This is a genomic window from Paraglaciecola sp., from assembly GCF_039943935.1.
GTDB lineage: Bacteria > Pseudomonadota > Gammaproteobacteria > Enterobacterales > Alteromonadaceae > Paraglaciecola.
Window position 1 is genome coordinate 106,095 of record NZ_JBDUZQ010000001.1, and the last position, 21,882, is coordinate 127,976.

20 protein-coding genes are annotated in these 21,882 nt (G+C 39.0%); 11 read left to right on the forward strand and 9 right to left on the reverse strand.

The annotated features are described in order from the left end of the window. Positions 1-47: 47 nt before the first annotated feature. Together ABJD71_RS00460 and ABJD71_RS00465 are read right to left on the reverse strand one after the other, a co-directional pair. On the reverse strand, positions 48-941 hold the full coding sequence (locus ABJD71_RS00460; protein WP_348162894.1) for a carbon-nitrogen hydrolase: 894 nt from the start codon (positions 939-941) through the stop codon (positions 48-50). Then, complete coding sequence (locus ABJD71_RS00465) at positions 928-1,998, reverse strand: agmatine deiminase family protein (RefSeq protein ID WP_348163484.1); 1,071 nt, start codon at positions 1,996-1,998, stop codon at positions 928-930. Before ABJD71_RS00465 ends, ABJD71_RS00460 begins: the two co-directional genes overlap by 14 nt. A 485-nt stretch (positions 1,999-2,483) precedes the next feature. Between ABJD71_RS00465 and ABJD71_RS00470 the strand changes: the two genes are divergently transcribed. Then, complete coding sequence (locus ABJD71_RS00470) at positions 2,484-2,798, forward strand: hypothetical protein (protein WP_348162896.1); 315 nt, start codon at positions 2,484-2,486, stop codon at positions 2,796-2,798. Between the two features lie 352 nt (positions 2,799-3,150). Further along, complete coding sequence (locus ABJD71_RS00475) at positions 3,151-3,843, forward strand: DUF2982 domain-containing protein (protein ID WP_348162899.1); 693 nt, start codon at positions 3,151-3,153, stop codon at positions 3,841-3,843. On the opposite strand, the gene ABJD71_RS00480 is transcribed toward ABJD71_RS00475, so the two are convergent. After that, complete coding sequence (locus ABJD71_RS00480) at positions 3,833-6,934, reverse strand: 7TM diverse intracellular signaling domain-containing protein (protein WP_348162902.1); 3,102 nt, start codon at positions 6,932-6,934, stop codon at positions 3,833-3,835. The two genes, ABJD71_RS00475 and ABJD71_RS00480, sit on opposite strands and share 11 nt — an antisense overlap. 241 nt (positions 6,935-7,175) lie before the next feature. On the opposite strand from ABJD71_RS00480, the gene parC reads away from it, so the two are divergent. After that, the gene (gene parC / locus ABJD71_RS00485) at positions 7,176-9,473 is read left to right on the forward strand and encodes a DNA topoisomerase IV subunit A (RefSeq protein WP_348162905.1); all 2,298 of its coding nucleotides are present in this window, start codon (positions 7,176-7,178) and stop codon (positions 9,471-9,473) included. Between the two features lie 335 nt (positions 9,474-9,808). On the opposite strand, the gene ftsX is transcribed toward parC, so the two are convergent. Genes ftsX through ftsY form a run of 3 tightly spaced genes read right to left on the reverse strand, consistent with a single transcriptional unit; the run spans position 9,809 to position 12,843 of the window. Continuing rightward, the gene (gene ftsX / locus ABJD71_RS00490; RefSeq protein WP_348162908.1) at positions 9,809-10,789 is read right to left on the reverse strand and encodes a permease-like cell division protein FtsX; all 981 of its coding nucleotides are present in this window, start codon (positions 10,787-10,789) and stop codon (positions 9,809-9,811) included. A 51-nt stretch (positions 10,790-10,840) separates the two neighbouring features. Further along, positions 10,841-11,536, reverse strand: coding sequence for a cell division ATP-binding protein FtsE (gene ftsE, locus ABJD71_RS00495; protein ID WP_348162911.1), 696 nt, complete (start codon positions 11,534-11,536; stop codon positions 10,841-10,843). 17 nt (positions 11,537-11,553) lie between these two features. Then, complete coding sequence (ftsY, locus tag ABJD71_RS00500; protein ID WP_348162914.1) at positions 11,554-12,843, reverse strand: signal recognition particle-docking protein FtsY; 1,290 nt, start codon at positions 12,841-12,843, stop codon at positions 11,554-11,556. Positions 12,844-12,917: 74 nt separating this feature from the next. On the opposite strand from ftsY, the gene rsmD reads away from it, so the two are divergent. Continuing rightward, on the forward strand, positions 12,918-13,535 hold the full coding sequence (gene rsmD, locus ABJD71_RS00505; RefSeq protein ID WP_348162917.1) for a 16S rRNA (guanine(966)-N(2))-methyltransferase RsmD: 618 nt from the start codon (positions 12,918-12,920) through the stop codon (positions 13,533-13,535). A 19-nt stretch (positions 13,536-13,554) separates the two neighbouring features. On the opposite strand, the gene ABJD71_RS00510 is transcribed toward rsmD, so the two are convergent. Further along, positions 13,555-14,187 carry a YjaG family protein gene (locus tag ABJD71_RS00510; RefSeq protein ID WP_348162920.1) on the reverse strand — a complete coding sequence of 211 codons (633 nt, stop codon included), beginning with the start codon at positions 14,185-14,187 and terminating at the stop codon, positions 13,555-13,557. 3 nt (positions 14,188-14,190) lie between these two features. Next, positions 14,191-14,781, reverse strand: coding sequence for a YhgN family NAAT transporter (locus ABJD71_RS00515; RefSeq protein ID WP_348162923.1), 591 nt, complete (start codon positions 14,779-14,781; stop codon positions 14,191-14,193). 319 nt (positions 14,782-15,100) lie between these two features. On the opposite strand from ABJD71_RS00515, the gene ABJD71_RS00520 reads away from it, so the two are divergent. Next, a complete protein-coding gene (locus ABJD71_RS00520) occupies positions 15,101-15,283 on the forward strand; it encodes a helix-turn-helix domain-containing protein (protein ID WP_348162926.1) in 183 nt (60 codons plus the stop codon). A 52-nt stretch (positions 15,284-15,335) separates the two neighbouring features. Here ABJD71_RS00520 and pepB read toward each other — a convergent pair whose 3' ends face one another. Next, entirely contained in the window at positions 15,336-16,619 is a 1,284-nt protein-coding gene (pepB, locus tag ABJD71_RS00525) for an aminopeptidase PepB (protein ID WP_348162928.1), read from the reverse strand. A 110-nt stretch (positions 16,620-16,729) separates the two neighbouring features. Here pepB and sfsA point away from each other — a divergent pair, with 110 nt between their 5' ends. The 6 genes from sfsA to panB all read left to right on the forward strand — a co-directional run bounded on the left by sfsA (position 16,730) and on the right by panB (position 21,882). Continuing rightward, entirely contained in the window at positions 16,730-17,434 is a 705-nt protein-coding gene (sfsA, locus tag ABJD71_RS00530) for a DNA/RNA nuclease SfsA (protein ID WP_348162931.1), read from the forward strand. A gap of 160 nt (positions 17,435-17,594) precedes the next feature. After that, positions 17,595-18,044, forward strand: a complete 450-nt coding sequence (gene dksA, locus ABJD71_RS00535; protein WP_348162934.1) for an RNA polymerase-binding protein DksA — start codon at positions 17,595-17,597, stop codon at positions 18,042-18,044. A 117-nt stretch (positions 18,045-18,161) separates the two neighbouring features. Further along, positions 18,162-19,058, forward strand: a complete 897-nt coding sequence (gluQRS, locus tag ABJD71_RS00540) for a tRNA glutamyl-Q(34) synthetase GluQRS (protein WP_348162937.1) — start codon at positions 18,162-18,164, stop codon at positions 19,056-19,058. Between the two features lie 140 nt (positions 19,059-19,198). Then, positions 19,199-20,494 carry a polynucleotide adenylyltransferase PcnB gene (gene pcnB / locus ABJD71_RS00545; RefSeq protein WP_348163487.1) on the forward strand — a complete coding sequence of 432 codons (1,296 nt, stop codon included), beginning with the start codon at positions 19,199-19,201 and terminating at the stop codon, positions 20,492-20,494. Next, positions 20,491-20,988 (forward strand): 2-amino-4-hydroxy-6-hydroxymethyldihydropteridine diphosphokinase, encoded by a 498-nt coding sequence (gene folK / locus ABJD71_RS00550; RefSeq protein WP_348162940.1) that lies wholly within the window; start codon positions 20,491-20,493, stop codon positions 20,986-20,988. The genes pcnB and folK overlap by 4 nt, the downstream gene beginning before the upstream one ends. 99 nt (positions 20,989-21,087) lie before the next feature. Beyond that, positions 21,088-21,882 (forward strand): 3-methyl-2-oxobutanoate hydroxymethyltransferase, encoded by a 795-nt coding sequence (gene panB, locus ABJD71_RS00555; protein WP_348162943.1) that lies wholly within the window; start codon positions 21,088-21,090, stop codon positions 21,880-21,882.

The following is a 21,882-nucleotide window of genomic DNA, read 5'->3' on the forward strand; positions in this document are numbered from 1 at the left end:
AGCTTGGGTCCCTATGCCATTTAAATAATGGTGTAGGGTGTAAGTAGTTAATCACGCCAGCGCTTAGTTATGTCATTGTATGCATCAATTCTACGATCTCTAAAGTAAGGCCAAATTCTTTTTATTTGCTCTGTTCTTTGTAAGTCTATTTCAACAATTAAGTTCTCTTCCAAGTCATCACTGGCTTTCGCAAGTATTTCACCTTGAGGGCCAACAACAAAACTTTGCCCCCAAAATTGAATGCCCGGATCTTCCGCTACAGGCGATGCTTCAAAGCCAGTTCTATTTGCCACGATAACGGGAATTGAGTTTGCTACAGCATGGGAGCGCTGAATGGTTTCCCATGCATCATGCTGGCGGCTTTGTTCTTCTGGCGTATCGTTTTTGTCCCACCCTATTGCCGTTGGATAAAACAACATATCTGCGCCCGCCATAGCCATTAACCTTGCGGCTTCTGGATACCATTGATCCCAACATACAAGCACACCTAGCTTACCAACACTGGTTTGAATAGGCTCAAACCCCATATCGCCTGGTGTAAAATAAAATTTCTCATAAAAACCGGGGTCATCTGGAATATGCATTTTACGATACTTTCCTACTAACCCTAAGGCTCGGTCAAACACAACGGCTGTGTTGTGGTAAAGCCCTGAGCCCCGCTTTTCAAACAAAGAGGTAATTAAGACGATATTCAACTTAGCTGCTAGTGCTGCAAAGTACTCAGTCGCAGGCCCAGGAATAGGTTCAGCTAAATCAAAGTTATTGGTGTCTTCTTGCTGACAAAAGTATAGTGTGCTGTGTAGCTCTTGTAGCAAAACGAGTTCGCAGCCTTGCTCTGCCAGTGATGTGATTTGTTCACTACTACGCAGCCAGTTTTCTTGCTTATTGTTGTTTTTGATGGCTTGCTGGACAACGCCTACTTTAAGATTATGCTGATTCATATATAAAGACTCCATTTGAGACGCTATGTAAAATTTCAGGCTTAAGTACCCCTTCTGGCACCTGCATGGTTATGCAGTGTAAACTACCAAATTGTTGAACCAAAGGCAGGCAGTTAATTCCGATTATTTTAAAGTTTGGATAAGCACTTTTTATGATATCTAAGGCAAGCTCATCTTCCGGCTGTTGGTAAACTGGACACAAAATATGTTTATTAGATATGAGAAAGTTAGCATAAGATGCAGGCAACCTGTCCCCTTCGTTATTGACTATATTGGGTAAAGGTAATTCAAATATTTGATGTCGTGGAAAAGCCGCTTCACATTCTAATAATAAATTATGTAAACCCTTAAAATGTGGATCCTCTGGATCATTAAAAGCAGTTTGAATGACTAAGCCATTAGCTGCTGTAAACCGTACTAACGTATCTATATGGCCATCTGTGTCATCGCCTTCTAGGTGGCCGTGCTCGAAAATAGTGCTACTCGTTGCCCCCAGGTTAGATGCAAAGTCTTCCTTATATTCAGCTAGGGTTTTATTTCCATTACGTTTTGGATTCTGTAGACAGAGAGCAGTGGATATTAAGTGCCCATCTTGGTCAATTTCAATCGCCCCTCCTTCTAAAACAAGGCCTATATTTCGAATATACTTTTGACATAGAGGCTGCAGCGCCAAGCGGTTAATTTCATTGTCTTTGTCTGCATTGAACTTTTCACCCCAGCCATTAAACCTGAACTCCACAGGGTGAACTGACTCTCCGTTTGAAAGGCTTAAAAATCCATAATCCCTAAGCCAGGTATCATTATAATCAGCAGCAACAAGTAATACCTTTAAGGCCTTTGTATCTGCTGAAAGTAAACGATGACAGGATTCTATTTCGTTCTGCCTGACTAACAATATGACAGGCGTATTGGCTAAATTTAAAGTGCTAATAATCGTTAAATAAACGTCTCTTATTTGACTTAGCCAAGGTTGCCAATCTGTTTTTTTATCTGGCCATGCAAGTAAGACCGCTTCTTGTTTAACCCACTCAGGGAGAAGTTTGTAAGTGTTAGTCATAGTTAAAGTTGCAGGTGAAATTTTCAAGGAATTATAATCTTTAGGTAACTTGGCGTCTCTCTTATTATGTATTTAATTTAGAGTAAATATCGGAGTACCTATTACAAGTAATACATAAGGGTTGGCCGAATATTAACTTTAGTATGTTTTTGAGCAGGTAGTATTTGTACTCATAATTAACAAAAGTTTGTTAATTTTTGTTAATTATGGTTTTTATGCCGATCTAAATATAATTACCTTAGATTTTTATAGAATTATTATTTCTGAAATGTTGGTTTTATATTTCTTTTTAGAATAATGTTTTATGTAAAATATAATAATATCAGTACGTTATGTTTTCTATGAAAGTGTAATGTTACTTTTTACATGATATTCACTTACTAAAAACAATAATAAAACAGTATTTTCATTCAAAACAGGAGTTAATTAATTGCGGCTAAGCGTCGTACAAACCGAATGTTTTAACTTATGTAGGGTGAAATGAAATGAAAAAGATAATCGCTTTATCTCTAGTATTTGCTGCTTTGGGAGCAAACGCTAAAATGGGTAATGATGAAAAAGTAAAATATGTTGGTGATTTAAATTATCAAGATTTGTGTGAAGCTGTAGTAAAAGATGACGTTAAAATGTTAGAGCGCAGTTTAACTAGTCGTATCGGTGTTGTTGCTGGCTCTTCAAAACGTGTATTGAAACGATTAACTGCTGCTAATGGCATGCGTTGTAATGGTGTTGATTTAGTGTCTTTTTCTAAAGAGCGCGAAGCGACTAAAGTGCATTCTTTTTTATCAAATGAAAAGTAATTTGTTAAGTTCTAACAATACAACCCTGAGCAAATAGCTCGCCAGTCGGGCTATTTTTTCTACTTTTTAGGTTTCAGATATTTTAATCTGTTACTTTCATTTTTATCTCTTTCAGTATTAATTCCCTCCGTTTTTAATCGATAGCGAAACCTTTTTATTTTTCAGTGATTAGTCAATTGAATTTATGCTTGATAGGATAAGGTAGATATTCAAAGGTAATCTTTACTATGAGCTCTAAACGCAAAACACCGTTTTGGTGGGAAACAGATTGTATTAAATGCAAAAGGCTCCGCGCTATGGTTGTTTGGGCCGTTTTTGTGTGCGTTATTTATATGCTTGTCTGGGGGTAGTAATGGAAGACGTAATTGAAATTCGTAGCCATGGTAAACGCAATGTCATTGTCACTGGCTTAATTGGACTAGGCTTATTTGTGCTATCTGTTGTTATGTTGGCCGCATTACCTGAGTCATTTTATTTGGTTGGGATCTTTTTGTTAAGTGCCTCTATTATTGCTTTTTTGATTGCTTGGGTTAAATATCGAGAACCTCAGTTTAGCTTTTTGTTAACCAAAACATGCATTTGTTATCACCATAAAAACGGACATTGGACTTTGCCTTGGAATAGTATTCAAAGAATTGATGTTCCCCTTGTTACATCTGGTCTAGAAAGAAAAAACTTACACATGGTTGCCATTAAGGTAAAAGATTACTCTCTTTTATTAGAGAATATGTCACCTCGTTTAATGAGTAATATTCTTATGGAGCAACGCCCTTTGTTGTTTCACAATATGCCATCTGAGTCGGAAAACTGCGCTACCGGTAACTGTTATAGTGATGAATTACTTGAAGATGATGTTTATAAACATGCTCAGGGTAAAACCTATAAGGGTATTCAGGGGATGTTCGCTAACCGAATGACTAAGTTACGACAACGGTTAGGATATGATTTATATATACCTGTGTCAGAATTAGATAGACCGGAACATGAGTTTGTTGCCTTGTTACAGCAATGTCAGCAACAAGTGTTATATCCGACTAATCTATAGTGTTTGCGTCTTGTAAAATCTTAGATTGTTCAACAGAAAGCTGTACATTTAAGGCTTCTGTTTTTAAATCAGGTGCTTTGTAAAAAGCAGCTTCATAATGTTTTGTTTTTAGAGCACTTTCTAATTGTTCACATAATGAGTGTAGCGCCGGAACGCCGGTATAACAGCAAGCGCCATGTAGTTGGTGTACTTTTGCTAGCATGTCTTCGTAAAGTTGTTCTTGTCTTGAAACAAGAATAGCTTCTGTTAACTTTGGTAACTCTTGTATAAATTTTTGTAAGATATCTTTTGCTGCATCTTCATTTTGATTGGTGCGTTTTAGTGCTAATTCCCAATCAAAGCTAACCTGTTCAGAGTCCTTAGAACCACCGATTTGACACCAGCGTTTAATTAAATCAATCAGGTCAGATAAATTAATGGGCTTAGGTAAATAATCGTCCATCCCTGATGCTAGTAATTTGTCTTGTTCTTCTTTAAATACGTGAGCTGTTACGGCAATGATTGGAGTGCCTAAATTTAATTTAGTTTGCCTTATCAATTTTGTAGCTTGCAATCCATCCATGTTTGGCATTTGAACATCCATCAAAATTAGATCAAACTCAGTCTCTTTGCATTGTTCAACGGCATCACTGCCGCTAAATGCCAATGTAAGTTGCAAATTGGTGTTTTTTAACCAAGTAGTGAGTAGCCGCAAGTTAATTTCCATATCATCGACCGCTAAGACCCTTGCCGCTGGAAGCATTTCTAATCTTTGTTGAAGTTTATTGGTTGGGCTTTCCTCTGGTACATGCAATAAGCTGTTAAGTTTTCTTAAGGTTAAAGGTAAACGGATTTTGTGAGAGAAATATTGTGCTAAGTCATCTCTTTTAGATAAGGAGCCTTCACCTGAGTATAACATTACAGTTGTTGATGCGTTTAAATGACGAGTTGCTTCAAGAATGTTTGGTAAAATATTTTCTTTATTATTAGGGACGCTTACAAAAACCAAGTCATATTGAGTTCGTAATTGACGTAAATACAAAAGTGACTCAACCCCAGTTACTTTTACGCCCATATTCTTTAATAGCTTAACTGCAGCGTGACGCGCTTGAGGATAAGGGTCAAAATATAAAATAGTTTTATTTACCCAGTCACTACTTGAATTAAGAGATAGGTTACGGTTGAGCAAGTTGGTTCGTAGTGTAACGGTAAAAGTACTCCCTATTCCAGGAGCACTCCTTAACGTAAGTTCACCTCGCATTAAATTAACTAATTCTTGGCAAATCACTAACCCCAATCCAGTACCTTGATAGGATCGATTTAGCGCATCTTCTACTTGTGAAAATGCTGCAAATAGCTTTCTTTGATCTCCACGACTGATACCTATTCCAGAATCTTCAACTTTTATTATCAGTTCATAGATACCGTGTGCCTTTTCAGAGCCCACCGCAGATAATTTTACATATCCATTGTCAGTAAATTTAAGAGCATTACCGAGTAAGTTATTTAGAATTTGTTTAATTCTGTAACTATCTCCTATTAGCTTTTCGGGTAAAGGATCAGCATCATAAATAAACTCTAGGTTTTTTAGATGGGCTGATTTCGCCATAATACTTACCATGTCTTCTAATATGGCGGTGGGAGAGAAGGGGTGATTGTTAATTTTTAGTTTTTTAGCTTCAATTTTAGAAAAATCGAGTACATCATTTACTATGCTGAGTAGGTTGTCAGCCGCTGCATTTATAATGTTAACTTGTTCTTGTCGTTCTGGCGGTAAAGACTCTGAGTGAAGCTCTTTACTAAACCCAAGAATGGCATTTAGTGGGGTACGAATTTCGTGACTCATGTTTGCCAAAAATTGAGATTTGACATGGCTGGCTTCTATGGCATCTTTTCTAGCGATATCTAACCGTACATTTTGCTCTTCAACCAACTCAATATTATTACGTAAATCGTCGGTTGCTTGTTCAATGTCTTCTTCCAGCTTATGTCGACTTTTACTCACTAGCGCTAATGAAAACAAACCTGCTTGTGAAAATAGCCCGATCTGAAAAGCGTAAGCAGTGATCATATTTGACGGATAAAGGGACAGTAAGCTGCCTAATCCAATCAACATGCAAAAATCAAAGAGCAACCATGCGGCAATAAAATATATAACAGCATCAATGTTCTTTCTTTTGTTTTCAAACCCAGCATAAGTGTATGTAACAGTTGAAGATACATAGGTAAGTAACACCGTTAGCATTAGCCAAATTGGTTCCAAAATATTAAAAATAGACACTAGGGCTAAAACAATAAATACACCCAAAAACACACGGATTAATAAATATGAATAAAGCGCTTTTTGCCTGCTTTCTAAGAAATTTAAAGTGAAAATTCCTGAACCAACACCTAATAATACAAATATCAAATCAGTGTGTGCACATATCCAAATTGAAATTGTAGGTGATACAACTTGATGTACATGTCCTCCCCAAACAAATTGCCATACTACAATCGCAATGGTGTAACCGATAAATGCGAATAAACTACTGTCTTTAATCCATAAAAAAAGCATCAGATTATAGAAGGCAAGCATGAGTAAGCCGCCGTAGAATACTCCCCAAAAAAGGTTATCAAACAATAGCGCATCTGCGTGCTTGTCAGCCGTCTGTAAATCGATAGGTGCAATTAGGCTAGAGTGTTGGCTTTCAAGGCGTATAAATACCTCTACGGGTTGAGCGTAAGGTAAAGATACATGTAAGGTTGGAAAACGGTACGTGGCGTTTGCTCGTAATTTTCCTTGATTTGTTTGAGCGATTAGCTTGTCATCGGATATTACATAAATATCTACTTTATCTATCTGTGCATAGCCAAGGTCGATCACCCAGTCACTAACGTCTGTCACATTGTTTAAACGAGTATATAGCCACACACCAGAATGTGAAAATCCATAATTTTGTTTGTGATCAGGATGCCAAATGAATTGACTTTTCTGTTCTTTAACGTCGTGTAAACTTAATTGAGTATCTGCTTCCCTTAGTACTTTCAATTTTGATGAAAGTTGAATGACCTCATCTGTAGATATCAGTTGTACATCACTTAGCGCGTATACCGAATTCGGTAGTAGCAATAAAATGAATACCAAGAAGTTAAAAAAGCGCAGATGCATTTAATTAGGTCGATAGCTGTATTTGAATATGAACATTAAACCACTCGTTTAGGTGACAAGGCAAATTAACAACGGGAGTTAACACAAAGGTTTAGCTGAACTATTTTAATTGAAGGCATTTATAATGTAATCTAGTTGTGCATTAGTCAGCTCACATTGACAACAACTAAAACGACAATAATAACGGTGAAAATAGCCCCTCATGAGTCAAGACACAATCATTAACAAAGACGGTATCGAACAGTTATCGATGCATCGCTTTACTGAAGAATCTTACCTTAATTATTCAATGTACGTCATTATGGACAGAGCCCTACCGCATATTGGTGACGGTCTGAAGCCAGTACAAAGGCGTATTGTATATGCCATGTCTGAGTTGGGTCTTAATAATGCTGCTAAGTATAAAAAGTCTGCTCGTACTGTCGGGGATGTATTAGGTAAGTTCCATCCTCATGGTGACTCAGCGTGTTATGAGGCTATGGTATTAATGGCGCAGCCTTTCTCATATCGTTATCCACTGGTAGATGGACAAGGGAACTGGGGGGCGCCAGATGATCCTAAGTCTTTTGCTGCTATGCGTTATACCGAATCTAGATTATCTAAGTTTAGTGAAGTATTACTCTCTGAGTTAGGTCAAGGCACTGTTGATTGGCAGCCTAATTTTGATGGCACTTTGGATGAGCCTAAAGTCTTACCGGCTAGGCTTCCTCATATCTTATTGAACGGTATAACGGGTATTGCTGTAGGTATGGCCACAGATATTCCCCCTCATAATGTTAGGGAAGTTGCCAATGCTTGTGCGCACCTATTAGATAACAGTAAAGCAGAGTTGTCTGACTTACTAGAGTTTGTTGAAGGGCCTGATTACCCAACAGATGGTGAAATTATAACGCCTAAAAAAGACATTGCTAAAATTTATGAAACCGGGCGTGGCTCTATAAAAATGCGAGCGGTTTATACTGAAGATAATGGCGACATAGTAATTACCGCATTGCCTCATCAGGCCTCTGGTGGAAAAGTATTAGAGCAAATCGCCTCGCAAATGCAAGCTAAAAAGTTACCTATGGTCAGTGATTTAAGAGATGAATCTGATCATGAAAATCCCACCAGATTGCTCATTACACCCAGATCAAACAGAGTCGATACAGAGCAGTTGATGCAGCATTTGTTTGCAACTACAGACTTAGAGAAGAGTTATCGCGTCAATATTAATATGATTGGCTTAGATGGTCGTCCTCAAGTTAAAGACTTACGAACTATTTTAACGGAATGGCTTAGTTTCAGAAAGGAAACCGTCACTCGAAGATTGCAGTTCCGTTTAGATAAAGTTTTAGCAAGACTTCATATTCTTGAAGGTTTAATGATTGCATTCTTAAACCTTGATGAAGTAATACGCATTATTCGCTATGAAGACAAGCCTAAGCAAGAATTGATAGCGCAGTTTTCTTTAACCGATATTCAAGCTGAAGCGATACTTGATTTAAAACTTCGTCACCTTGCTAAATTAGAAGAAATGAAAATCAAAGGCGAACAAGATGAGCTAGCTAAAGAGCGTGATGAATTACAAACACTATTAGGCTCGGACCGTCGTCTTAAAACATTAATCAAAAAAGAAATTCTTGCGGCTGCAGAGCTATACGGTGACGATCGGCGCTCTCCCATTGTGGCTCGTGGAGAGTCTAAAGCGTTAACCGAGAAGGAACTAGTTCCTTCAGAAGCCGTGACAGTAGTGTTATCTGAAAAAGGTTGGGCTCGGTGTGCTAAAGGTCATGAAGTAGATGTAGAAGGTTTGAGTTATAAAGCAGGGGATTCGTACCAAGCTAGTGCCAAAGGTAGAAGCAATCAACAAGTGGTATTTCTAGACTCCTCTGGTCGTGCATTTTCTTGTGATGCTCATGGATTGCCGTCTGCAAGAAGTCAAGGTGAGCCGTTAACTGGCCGCTTTAATATAGTAGGGGGTGAGATCGTTGAGCATGTTGTCATGGGATTAGACGAACAAAAATATCTAATGGCATCAGATGCTGGTTATGGCTTTGTGGGTAAGTTCAGCGACATGATCAGTAAAAATAAAGCAGGTAAAGCTTATCTGTCATTGTCTACTAGCGCAAAAGTCTTTCAGCCTCAGTTGGTTCATGATCTGAAAAGCGATTGGTGTTTGGTGATTTCTAACGAAGGACGTATGTTAATGTTTCCGCTTCGTGATTTACCGAGCTTAGGTAAAGGTAAAGGCAATAAGCTCATTAGCATTCCTTCAGCTAAAGCGCAATCTAGAGAAGAATACGTAAAAGAATTAGTTGTGGTACCTGAAGGTGCAAATGTAAAAGTTTTAGCTGGCAAGCGAGGTATGACATTAACAGCTGCTGACTTAACTCACTATCAGGGCGAAAGGGGTCGTAGAGGTAATAAGTTACCCAGAGGTTTACAGCGTGTTGATGGTGTAGAGGTGGAAACTTCTGCCCAAGTGAATAGTACTGCTGAAAGTTCTGAAGATAAACCTTAGTTGGTTTACCAGACATGGTTGGCTGTATTGTTTTAGAATTTGCTATCAGATTTAAGCTTTGGGCCTTCTTATCGAGGGCCCTTTGACCAAATTAAGATTGCGTTGAGCTAGTTACAGAGGTGGCAGACTGGTTTGCATGGTTACTGGTAATAGAGGATTAATTGCTCATTAGAAAGTGTGAGGTTTTAACACCTTTTACGATTAAAGACCCTAATAAGAAAGTTCATTGCCTTGGAGTGGTTCTACAATCAATTATCCACGGTTTTAAAGGCTCAGACATGTTGTCGTTACCCTTAAAATTATAACAACTACCTTTTAGCCATTGCTTGTGCTACTTACTTAGGTTCAATCTCTCTTACATGTCGTTTTACCGACATTAAAGAGCCGCTCAAACCTAAAAATACTGATATCCCTATTACCCATAAAAAAGTACTGAAATCTACCCCAGTTATCTCAAATTTCTTTTGGTAGAGTGCACTAACCGCAGCTACGCTGTTACTCATCCACAAAAGTAACAATATGACCGAGAACCAAGCGAGTAACCCCCCTAAAAACCCATACCAGAAACCAGTATACATGAAAGGCCTTTGGATAAAGGCATCGGTAGCACCTACAAGCTTCATTACTAGAATTTCATCTTTTTTATTAAGAATGTTGAGTCTTATAGTATTTCCAATGATGAGCACAACAGCTAAAAATAATAAGATTGCAATTACAGATACTAGGTTTTTAACCACATTAAGTAAGCCGTGAAGACGCTCTAACCACTCTATATCTAACTTGCCAATGTCAACTTCTCTTTCATCTCTGAGTTTATCCAGAAGTAACCTAGCGGAAACCGGGTTTGCATACTTGCTGGTGGGAGTGACAAGAATTACATCAGGTAATGGATTTTCATCTAAATAAGAAATTGTATTTCCAAAACCAGACATGGTTTTAAACTCAGTTAATGCCTGGTCAGCGGATATAAAGTTGATGGAGTCTATTTCTGGCCACAGCTGGATACGTTTTAATAACTGGTCTATGTCACCTTGACCAAGGTTAGGTTTTAGAAATAGTGAAATTTGAGAGGCTTGCTCCCATCCAGAACTTACATTCTCTGCATTTTTAACCATGACATACAAGGTTGTTGGAAGGGTAATGCTCAAGCCCAGTACACCAATCGTCATAAGCGAGGCAGCTTTTGAGCGCCACATCGCACCCAAGCTACTTAGTGCTTGCCTTACATGGCTAATAAAGAACATTACCACTCTTTGATAAAGTGATATTTGAGAAACTTGTGCGCCTTGCACTCGGCCTTTGAATAAAATACTCATAATGATATTTTCTCTTTAAAGAAAGAGCTTGGTATTTGTTGTGGCATCACTTTAAACATAAAGTTCATCACTTTGGAAGTCTTCAGTTAGCCCATCAGTTATCATTTGCCCCTGTTTGAGTGTGAGAGTGCGATACCTCATACGAGCAATGAGCCCAAGATCATGAGTGGCGATAAATACCGATACCCCAGCTTGATTAAAATCTTCAAATAGACGAATAATTTCCATTGATAGCTTAGGGTCTAAGTTACCGGTTGGCTCATCGGCTAAAAGTAAGGGGGGCTTGTTAACAACCGCTCTGGCGATACCCACTCTTTGTTGTTCTCCACCAGAGAGCATCATAGGTAGGTTTCTGACTTTGTCTCTAAGCCCAACCATTTCAAGGGCCGCATGAACTCGTTTGGCTATTTCTTTATGTGAATAACCTTCAATGACTAAAGGCAATGCAACATTATCGAAGACGCTTTTATCCATAAGTAACTGATGGCTTTGAAAAATCATGCCTATATCCCGACGAATATAAGCGATTTGTTTACGTTGAATGCTACCCAAGTCGTGGCCATTAATAAGCACTTTACCAACCGTTGGTCGCTCCATGATAGAGATAAGCTTTAATAATGTACTCTTCCCTGCACCCGAATGCCCAGTAAGAAACGCCATTTCTCCAGGTTCAATATGGAAATTAACCTTTCTGAGTGCTTGTTGGCCGCCCGGATATGTTTTACTAACGTGTTCAAACTTAATCATATTATGGGCTTCATGGTCTAGTTAGATTGATCTTCAGATTCTGTAAACAACGCATCTACAAAATCTTTGCTATTAAAGGGTCGTAAATCATCGATACCTTCACCTACGCCTATGTAGCGAATTGGGATATCAAATTGGTCAGCTATTGCAAAAATAACCCCACCTTTAGCTGTTCCATCTAGCTTTGTTAAGCTAATACCGTTTAAGCCAACGGCTTCATGAAACAGTTTGGTCTGGCTAATTGCGTTTTGCCCTGTACTTGCATCTAACGTTAGCATGATTTCGTGGGGCGCTTCTGGTGATATTTTTTTCATGACGCGAACCACTTTTTTCAATTCTTCCATCAGGTGGTCTTTATTTTGTAGGCGGCCCGCAGTGTCAGCTATTAGCACATCAATATTTTTGGCTTTTGCTGATTGAAATGCATCAAATATTACCGACGCACTGTCAGAGCCTGTTTGCTGTGCAACCACAGGTATATTATTTCGCTCGCCCCATACTTGTAATTGTTCAACGGCTGCCGCTCTAAAGGTATCGCCAGCAGCTAGCATAACTTTTTTGCCTTGCTGTTGAAATTGCTTAGCCATTTTTCCGATAGTAGTGGTTTTACCGACACCATTAACGCCAACCATTAAGATAACAAAAGGACCTGACGGTGCACTCAAGGAAAGGGGGGCGTCTACACCATCTAAAATGTCAGCCATCTGAGTCTTCATGACTTTATAAAGAGCATCTCCGTCTTTCAATTGATTACGACTTGAGCTTTCTGTCAAATGTTTGATGATCTTAACAGTGGTGTTCATGCCTACATCAGCCATCAACAATTGTGTCTCTAACTCTTCAAATAATTCATCATCTATAGCTTTGCCGCGGAACAAGCTAACGATACCGCTACCAATACTTTCTTTAGTCCGTGATAACCCTTGTCTTAGGCGACTAAAAAAGCTTTGCTTTTCATTAAATTCTGCTGCGGTGGAGTCGCCGGTAGGCTCAGGCTCAAGTTCGGAGGAAAGCTCAGGTTCAATATTAAGGTGCTCAGAATCTTCAACAACTATAGGTTGGCTTATTTCGTTTGCAGGCTTTAGTGACTCTTGTTTACTTTCAGGTTCAACTTCGGCCGCAACTTCGGCTTCAGCAGCTTGAGGTTGCTCAAATAAACCTTCTTTATCATTATCAGAATTTATATTCTCTAATTCTGCGTCTTCTAGTATTCCAGTTGCGCTAGTTGTTTTTAGCGCTTCTTCTTTGTTAGCTTCTGGCTCGCTTTGTTGCTTATCTTTTTTTAGCCATTTAAAAAACTTTGACATACCGGTGAGAAATCCTTGAACTAATTGAGTACACTAATTACATCTTATTTCTAATAATAGCATTTCTACCTTTCATGAAGCGAGGCGTAAAACAATCAATCAAGCACAAGAGCAATAAATACTTGAAAACCACAGGCTCAGTGCGAATTATCAGTGGTCAATTTAGAGGCCGAAAGCTACCTGTAATTAACGTTGCAGGTTTACGGCCAACAACAGATAGAAATAAAGAAATGTTGTTTAATTGGTTAATGCAATATGTCACAGATGCAAGGTGTTTAGATGTATTTTCTGGTAGTGGAGGCCTAGGGTTTGAGGCGCTTTCTAGATATGCACAGCATTGCACTTTCATAGAATTAGACCAAGTAGCGGCTAGAAAATTATCTGAAAATGCAGAGTTATTATCTTTATCCTCTGAACAAGTGGATATCTTGAAGGGTAATGCGCTTAATGTATTAGGCCAATTAACTCAAGCTTATGATGTGATTTTTCTTGATCCACCTTTTAATCAAAAGTTATTACCCAATGTAATCGAACTTATTGTCCGCCAAGATTTATTGAGCATGGAAGGACTCATCTACATTGAATGCGAGCCTGCCGCAGGATTATATACTGTTCCTTCAAATTGGCAGTTGCTTAAGGAGAAGCAAAGCTCACAAGTTTTGTCGAGATTATATCAGCGAGAAGATTATTAATTAAAAGTAGATTATAGGCCTACATCTCTAGGCCTATATTGCTCATACCTTCGCTGGTTGCTAACGCTTTTAATTTTTTACAGGTTTCTGAATTTTTGGGACAATTGCTTAGAAGTACCAATAATTCTTTTTGAGTTTCAATTTCCCATAACATAAGCGGATGTTGCTTAATATCAGTAGCGGTTACTGTTTCTTCACTGCTGGCCTCAATAAATGCTTCAACACCTCCTTGAGATAGCTTGCTTACAACCACAGCCCCTTGAGGATCTTCACCTTGAATCAACATTATGGTGGCTGACATAGACATGGCTACATCTATTGCGGGGTAAACACCATAATTGTCAAAGTCGCTGGCATCTGGAACCGCTTCTTCAATTTTTTCAAGTTGAGCAGCAAAGTTTATTTTTGCTTTAGGTGTGGCTAACCACTCCCACACTGTATTTAAACTATTTCTGTATTGGGTAGGATCAGCAAATTCTGTAGTTTCACAGAACAAAATATAGTTAGGTAGCATTCTCTCCAGAAGGGTGGCTGAAAATGCAATGGCATACCAACCTTCTAATTCTCTCACTTGTTGGAATATATTTAATTTTTTATTCAATCTAATCTCTTTATCTATATTGAAAGGAGTATGGATATACTCGTTAATCATTGATTATCCAAACGAATAATAATGCCCAATGCCGTCTAACAACATTTGTATGGATATCATGATGAGTATCATGCCCATCAACCTTTCTATTGCCGTTAAGCCTTTTTCACCTAACAAACGATGTAATGTTCCAGATAACATTAGTATAACAGCAGAGACAAACCATGCCGCTCCCAATGCTAGAGACCAATCTAGCATTCTAGTGCTGTCTTGGTTGGCTAGTAAAATTAACGCTGCTAAAACTGAAGGGCCCGCAATCATAGGGATGGCTAAGGGTACAATAAAAGGCTCCTCTCCTGAAGCCAGACCTGTAATACCTCCAGGTTGTGGAAAGACCATTTTTAAACCGATTAAGAACAGGATAATACCGCCTGCAATACTTACGCTTTCTTGCCTGACGTTCAAAAAATCTAATAAAGCTTGTCCGCTATATAAAAAAGTCATCATGATAGTCAGAGAGAATAATAGTTCTCTAGCGAGAATAAATTTTCTTCTTTTGGGTTCTATACTTTTAAGTACAGACATAAACACAGGCAGATTACCAAGTGGGTCCATAATCAGAAATAGGGTAACGGCTGCTGACCACGTATCCATAGAGGACCTCATTATTTCATTTTCTACTGGTCGACTATTGTCGGTAATAAACTAGAAATGAGCAATGCCTGTTAAACGATTACTGTTAAGGATTCTAAACACTTAAGTTTGCATTAGTTATCTGTTTACATAACTTAACTTGGTTTTTATATACTAAAAAAAGTTTTAATTTCAATGGCTTGATGATTTAATAAGGTAAATTAATTCTATAATTATTTATATGTTTACACACTATTGATAATAGTTTGTAGTTGCAATATTTAATGGTTGCACCGCGAATGCCCTATCAATTAAACCACTAATTTAAGAGGAATAAACAATGAGTTTGATGACAGTTGATCAAGTAGCAGAGTATTTAGGTGTACAAAATGTAAGAGTTGAAAGGCTTGAGAGAGAGAGTTTATTGCCTTCTGCAGATAAAGACGCTGACGGTAATCCATTATTTGAAAAGGTTGCAGTAGAAAAGTATAAAGTATTAGCTGAGCGTTTAGGCGGCTTATAATGTTATAAACCGCATACTTCTTTTGAGTAATTTAATGTCTTGAGTAAAATTTTTATTGCTCTAAAAGTGCCCGCGCGATGGTTCTTACTCCTTGAGCTGTGCCTCCGGCAGGCAACATGGTATTGCTGCTTGCGTTGTAGGCAGCTGCAAGGTCTATATGTAACCAACCTTTACCTTGGTTCCCTACAAATCTAGATAAAAACCCGGCTGCGTTAGATGCTCCGCCTGAGCCACCTCCTTTTTGAGAGCGACTATTTGCAGTATCTGCAAAGGGAGAGGGGCATGCATCTTTATGCCAAACTTCTAATGGTAAACTCCATGAAGGTTCAAACTCCTGCTCTGAATAGGTTAATATTTTCGAGCATAAGGTCTTGTCTAAAGCAAAAAATGCATTGAAATCTGTGCCAACTGCAACTTGAGCCGCACCTGTTAAGGTCGCTGCATCTATGATTAGTGGCGAGTTAGTTTCTGTGGCCGCCATTAGTCCGTCTGCTAGTACTAGTCGTCCTTCGGCATCGGTATTTACTACTTCGACCGTAGTGCCATTTTTGTATGTAATAACGTCTCCTAGCTTGTATGCATGACCGCTGATAAGGTTTTCAGCACAGCATAAAAATAATTTAACACGTTTATGTAGTCCTCTTAGAATGGCAAGCCCCAAACCACCTGTAACGGTAGCCGCGCCTCCCATGTCGCATTTCATACTTAACATTCCTTCACTACTTTTGATGCTATAACCGCCACTATCAAAGGTGATACCTTTGCCAACTAGGCTCGCTGACACTGGTGCATCAGGGTTACCGGTTGGATTATAATCAAGTTCTAATAAAACAGGTGGGCGTGTACTACCTCGTCCAACATGATAAATGCCCATCCAGCCTTCTTGTTTTAACTCCTCTCCAGTCCATCTTCTAACGCTTACATTTTTGCTTGCTAAAGATGAAATCCACTGGCTACACTTATCTGCTAAATCTGAAGGAGATAGGTCTTCAGGCGTAACATTGACTAGATTACGAGTGAAAATCATTGCTTGGTAACGGTTTTCAAGTTCTTTAACGTCAGAGTTTTGTGCCCAAGTTATCGTATTTTGTTTTTTGATAGAGCTGTAGCTTTTAGCAAACGCCCATTGTTGCTCTATTTCCCAATCACCTATGAATTTGACTTTTAACACACCTAAACTATCAATGCTTCTTGCTGCTTTTTGGATCTTACGTAAGTCACCCTTCGGCTCTGATATGTGAATGGTGGCATGTTGTGCTGTGATAGAAAGAGCCGTGCCCGGTGCATAAAAGTCTGGGGCTGGTTGAGTTGAAAGTAAAATAGATAGGATAGACATAGTAATTCCAAATGGTTTATGTGAGCTCTGTTTTATGATCTTTGGGGATGAGCTAGATTAGGTATACAATACCATGCTCTGATAGTTGAGCATCTAAAAAGTAGTCATTCATGGAATTCCCGTTACCTCTCATTAAAGGAAAGTTGCTAAAACGGTATAAACGTTTCTTAGCTGACGTTGAATTAGAAAGTGGAGAGTTAGTAACTGCCCACTGTCCGAATACTGGTTCAATGACAGGGTGCTCTGAACCCGGTTGGGAAGTGTGGTTGTCACCTAGTACTAATCCAAAACGAAAATTAGCATACACATGGGAAGTGGTTCTAACTAACCAGCAGCATTGGATTGGCATTAATACTCACAGGGCAAATGCTCTTGCGAAAGAAGCTATTCAAAGTGACTTAATAAAAGAATTATCGGGTTATGAAAAGATAAAGGCAGAAGTAAAATATGGATTTGAGAACAGTCGCATTGATTTCTTATTGTCCAGTCCGAACAAGCCAGATTGCTTTGTTGAGGTTAAGTCAGTGACTCTTCTGGAAAATGAGGTGGGTTTTTTCCCCGACGCTAAAACAGCTCGTGGACTAAAGCATTTACGAGAGCTACAGCACATTATTAAGCAAGGAAAACGAGCCGTTTTGCTATTTTGTGTCCAACATACTGGTATAGAAAATGTACAGGTGGCAGAACATATTGACCCTGCATATGCTAAAGAGCTCAAGTTAGCCATTAAAAATGGTGTAGAGGTTTTATGTTACGGCAACGCTATTAATTCAGAAAAAATCTATATAAACCAATCGCTAACATTTAATAATTGAGTATAAGTTGATTTATTAAACATAGTCCCAATATCTTCTGGTCAAAATTGTTTTCTTTTTTACTTATTACTAACGAGCAAAAAATTGCCTGTTAAGCAGCTTTCTGGTATACATAGCCGCTTGCACATGCAGCCATGCAGTCGTTTAGGAGATTTGGCAAATGCCAACAGCAAAAACAAACAAAACACTTGGATTATTAGCCTTAGCCGGCTTAGAGCCTTACGAAATGAAAAAAGGCGAAGAGTACATGAGCGAAGCTCAACTAGAGCATTTTCGTTTGTTACTGACAGCTTGGCGTGATCAGCTTCGTGAAGAAGTTGACCGCACTGTTCATCATATGCAAGATGAAGCAGCGAATTTTCCTGATCCAGTAGACAGAGCCGCTCAAGAAGAAGAGTTTAGCTTGGAATTACGAACTCGTGATAGAGAACGCAAGCTTATCAAAAAGATTGAAAAAACATTGAAGCGAATCGAAGATGACGATTTTGGCTATTGTGATGCCTGCGGTATAGAAATTGGTGTCAGGCGTTTAGAAGCAAGGCCAACTGCAGATATGTGTATTGATTGTAAGACTATGGCTGAAATTAAAGAAAAGCAGCTGCAGGGTTAATACACTTACTACCTGAGTAATAGCCATTTGATCGATGTTTACTGCTCAGGTTTAGGTTGTACTTAAGTTAGAATGTCCCGTTTTCAATGCAAATATTTTAGTTAACTTTAATCAAACATGCCTCAATACGTTGGACGTTTTGCTCCTTCCCCTTCTGGGCCTCTGCATTTTGGGTCTTTAGTTACTGCATTAGCAAGTTATATACAAGCTAAGTCTCAAAAAGGCCGTTGGCTTCTTAGAATAGAAGATATTGACCCTCCAAGAGAAGTAAAAGGTGCCTCAGATAACATATTAACCTGTCTTGAAGCCCATCATTTACTTTGGGATAGCGAGGTTGTTTATCAAAGTGCTCGTACGGACTTTTATCAAGAAAAACTGCATTGGTTAATGGAACACGGGCACACCTATCATTGCGAATGTACTCGAGTGCAACTATCTTCATTACCAAACGGTAACCTGTGTGACTGCGCAAAATCAATAGTATCTGCACAAAACTCTGCGATTAAGTTTAAACACCTTGAGCCTATTCTAACGTTTCAAGACACGTTGTTAGGTACTCAAAAGTTTGATAAAAGTGCTTCGCCAGCTCAGTTTTCCTTAAAGAGAAAAGATGGCCTGTATGCATACCAATTGGCTGTAGTGGTAGACGATATTCAGCAAGGTATTACTGAAGTTGCAAGAGGCGCAGACCTTTTAGATGCGACCATGTTTCAGTTAGCTTTGTTTAAGGCATTTCAAGCTTCTCCTCCTTCTTATATGCATTTTCCCGTTGTCGTTAATCAAGAAGGTAAAAAGCTTAGTAAACAAAATCATGCGAAGGCAATTGATATAAAATTGGCTAGTAATAACTTGTGTGATGCTTTAAGGTTTTTGGGCATGAACGTACCTAATAGTTATCAATTAGACAGGCCGCAAAATGTAATTACTTGGGCAATTGAGCATTGGGATTTAAGACAGGTAACTGCAAAAACTGCACGTATTGATAATAGAATTGGAGAGCTAGACAGTATATGATTAGCGCCGAATTTTTCGTCACATTTTTCAGCCCTGTATTTATGGAGTAAAGCAATATTATTTCTCGTGTAATCGACAAAGTGAAAGGCGCATTTCGTGGCAACGCTAATTCAGGTGCTGCCCCTCTTGTTGCCACCATTATTCCTCGAAGCGAACATCCTGTTTCTAGAGAAGCGATTAGTGATAACGCGTTAAAAGTTCTTTACCGCTTGCATAATAGCGGCTACCAAGCGTATTTGGTTGGTGGCTGTGTTAGAGATATTCTATTAGGAAAAGAACCTAAAGATTTTGATGTCACTACTGATGCCACGCCAGAACAAATAAAAGACTTATTTAGGAACTGTAGACTAATAGGCCGTCGCTTTAGGTTGGCACATATAGTTTTTGGTCGTGAAATTATCGAAGTGGCAACATTTAGAGGGCATCATCAAAATAATGATGACGAATCAAAGTTAAGTAAGCAAAGTGATCATGGTCAGCTATTAAGAGATAATGTTTTCGGCTCAATTGAAGAAGATGCTCAGCGCCGAGATTTCACTATTAATGCCATGTATTACAATATTGCAGACTACTCAATTAGAGATTTTGCAGGTGGAATGCAGGCTATTAAAAATAGAAAAATTGCTTTAATTGGTGATCCTGAGACTCGCTACAGGGAAGACCCAGTGAGAATGCTCAGAGCGGTTAGGTTTACAGCAAAACTTAATATGAGCATTAGCAAGGAAAGTGCTGAGCCTATTAAAGCTATGGCCCCTTTGATGGCCAATATCCCTCCTGCTAGATTATTTGAGGAAGTTCTTAAGCTTTTATTATCAGGGCAAGGTTTAGATACCTACAGGCTACTGAATAAGTTTCATTTATTTGAACCATTGTTTCCACAACTTGCTCCGTTGTTAGTGCATCAAGAAGGCAAAGAGTCTAAATTTGTGGAGTTGGTACTTACTAATACAGATAATCGTATAAATACTGGGCAACGAGTCACTCCAGCTTTTATTTTTGCAGCGTTTATGTGGTACCCATTAGAAGAGCGATGCCAGCAATTAATGGCAGAAGGAGGGTTAAATCATTTTGATGCATTTAACTTAGCCATGAATGATGTGATGCACCGTCAAATTCAACGTATCATGATCCCTAAGCGGTTTAGCATTCCTGTTCGTGATATTTGGCAATTACAGAACCGTTTACCTAAGCGGTATGGTCGCAGAGCTTACCAAATGCTTGAACACCCTAAATTCAGAGCAGCTTACGACTTCTTATTAATGCGAGGTCAAATTGAAGGTGGACAATTGCTTGAGTTAGCAGACTGGTGGACGGATTTTCAAGAAGCAGACGAAGGTAGCCGTAAAAATATGCTAAACGTACTGCGCGAAAAAGAAGGCGGCGCTACTAGGCGTCCACGAAAACGTCGTAAACCGAAGCCTAAACCACAAGCATGATCCAAGTTTTTATTGGCTTAGGTAGTAATCTAGCTAAGCCTCTACAACAGCTAAAGGTTGCAGTCGATGCTTTAGGGTCTTTACCTGATTCGCGTCTACTTAAGGTGTCGAGTTTTTATTCCAGTCAACCTATGGGCCCCCAAGATCAACCTGATTATGTAAATAGTGTCGCCTTGATAGAAACTCAATTGTTACCTGATGTGTTGTTAGACCATACTCAAGCTATTGAAAATGAACAAGGTAGACAAAGAAAGGGTGAGCGATGGGGACCAAGAACCCTAGACTTAGATATTTTGCTATATGGCTCACAGACAATTAATACGGAGCGTCTAATTGTTCCTCATTATGGAATGCAGCAAAGAGAATTTGTGTTGTATCCAATGTTTGAAATCGCACCCAATTTAATTTTACCCAACGATAAAACCTTAGACGACTTAATCAGCATTACTCCAAAAAATGGCCTACATAAAATACAGCTAAGTACAGATCTCTAGAAATTCAGAAAAAAATCCGTATAGTGCGCATACCTAGGCAACAGCAGTTGTCGGTCATCAAAATGTTATTGATCAAAAAAAGATATTGAGGTACCTCAAATGAAGAAAGTGACGACTTCAACCTTGCTAAAAATGAAGCAAGACAACACAAAAATCACCGCACTGACAGCGTATGATGCAAGTTTTGCAAAATTATTTGATGAGCAAGGGGTAGACGTTTTACTGATTGGTGACTCTCTAGGCATGGTGCTAAAAGGTGATGACGATACCTTGAGTGTGACAATAGAGCATATCGCTTATCACACGCGCTCGGTACGAGCAGGAGTAGACAGAGCCTTTGTTGTTGCCGATATGCCCTTCATGTCTTATTCCACACCTGAACAAAGTTATTTAAATGCTGCCGAATTAATGCGTGCTGGCGCGAGTATGGTGAAGCTTGAAGGTGGCGAGTGGCTATTAGAGACCATTAAAGGATTACATGAGCGAAGTGTCCCAGTGTGCGGTCACCTGGGCTTAACGCCACAATCAGTGCATGTGTTTGGAGGCTTTAAAGTTCAAGGGCGTAACGACTTGCAAGCAGAGCGAATTCTCGATCAAGCCATTCAGTTAGAACAAGCGGGTATTCAGATGTTAGTGCTGGAATGTGTCCCAACAGATTTAGCCGCTAAAATATCAGATCGCCTAAGTATTCCTGTTATTGGAATAGGGGCAGGAGCAAAGACTGACGGGCAGATTTTAGTGATGCACGACATGTTTGGTATCAGTGCTAACTACATGCCAAAATTTTCGAAAAATTATTTACAGCACACTACCGATATGCGCGAAGCAGTCAGACATTATATTCAAGAAGTACAAGACGGCAGCTTCCCTAGTGATGAACATAGCTTTAACTAA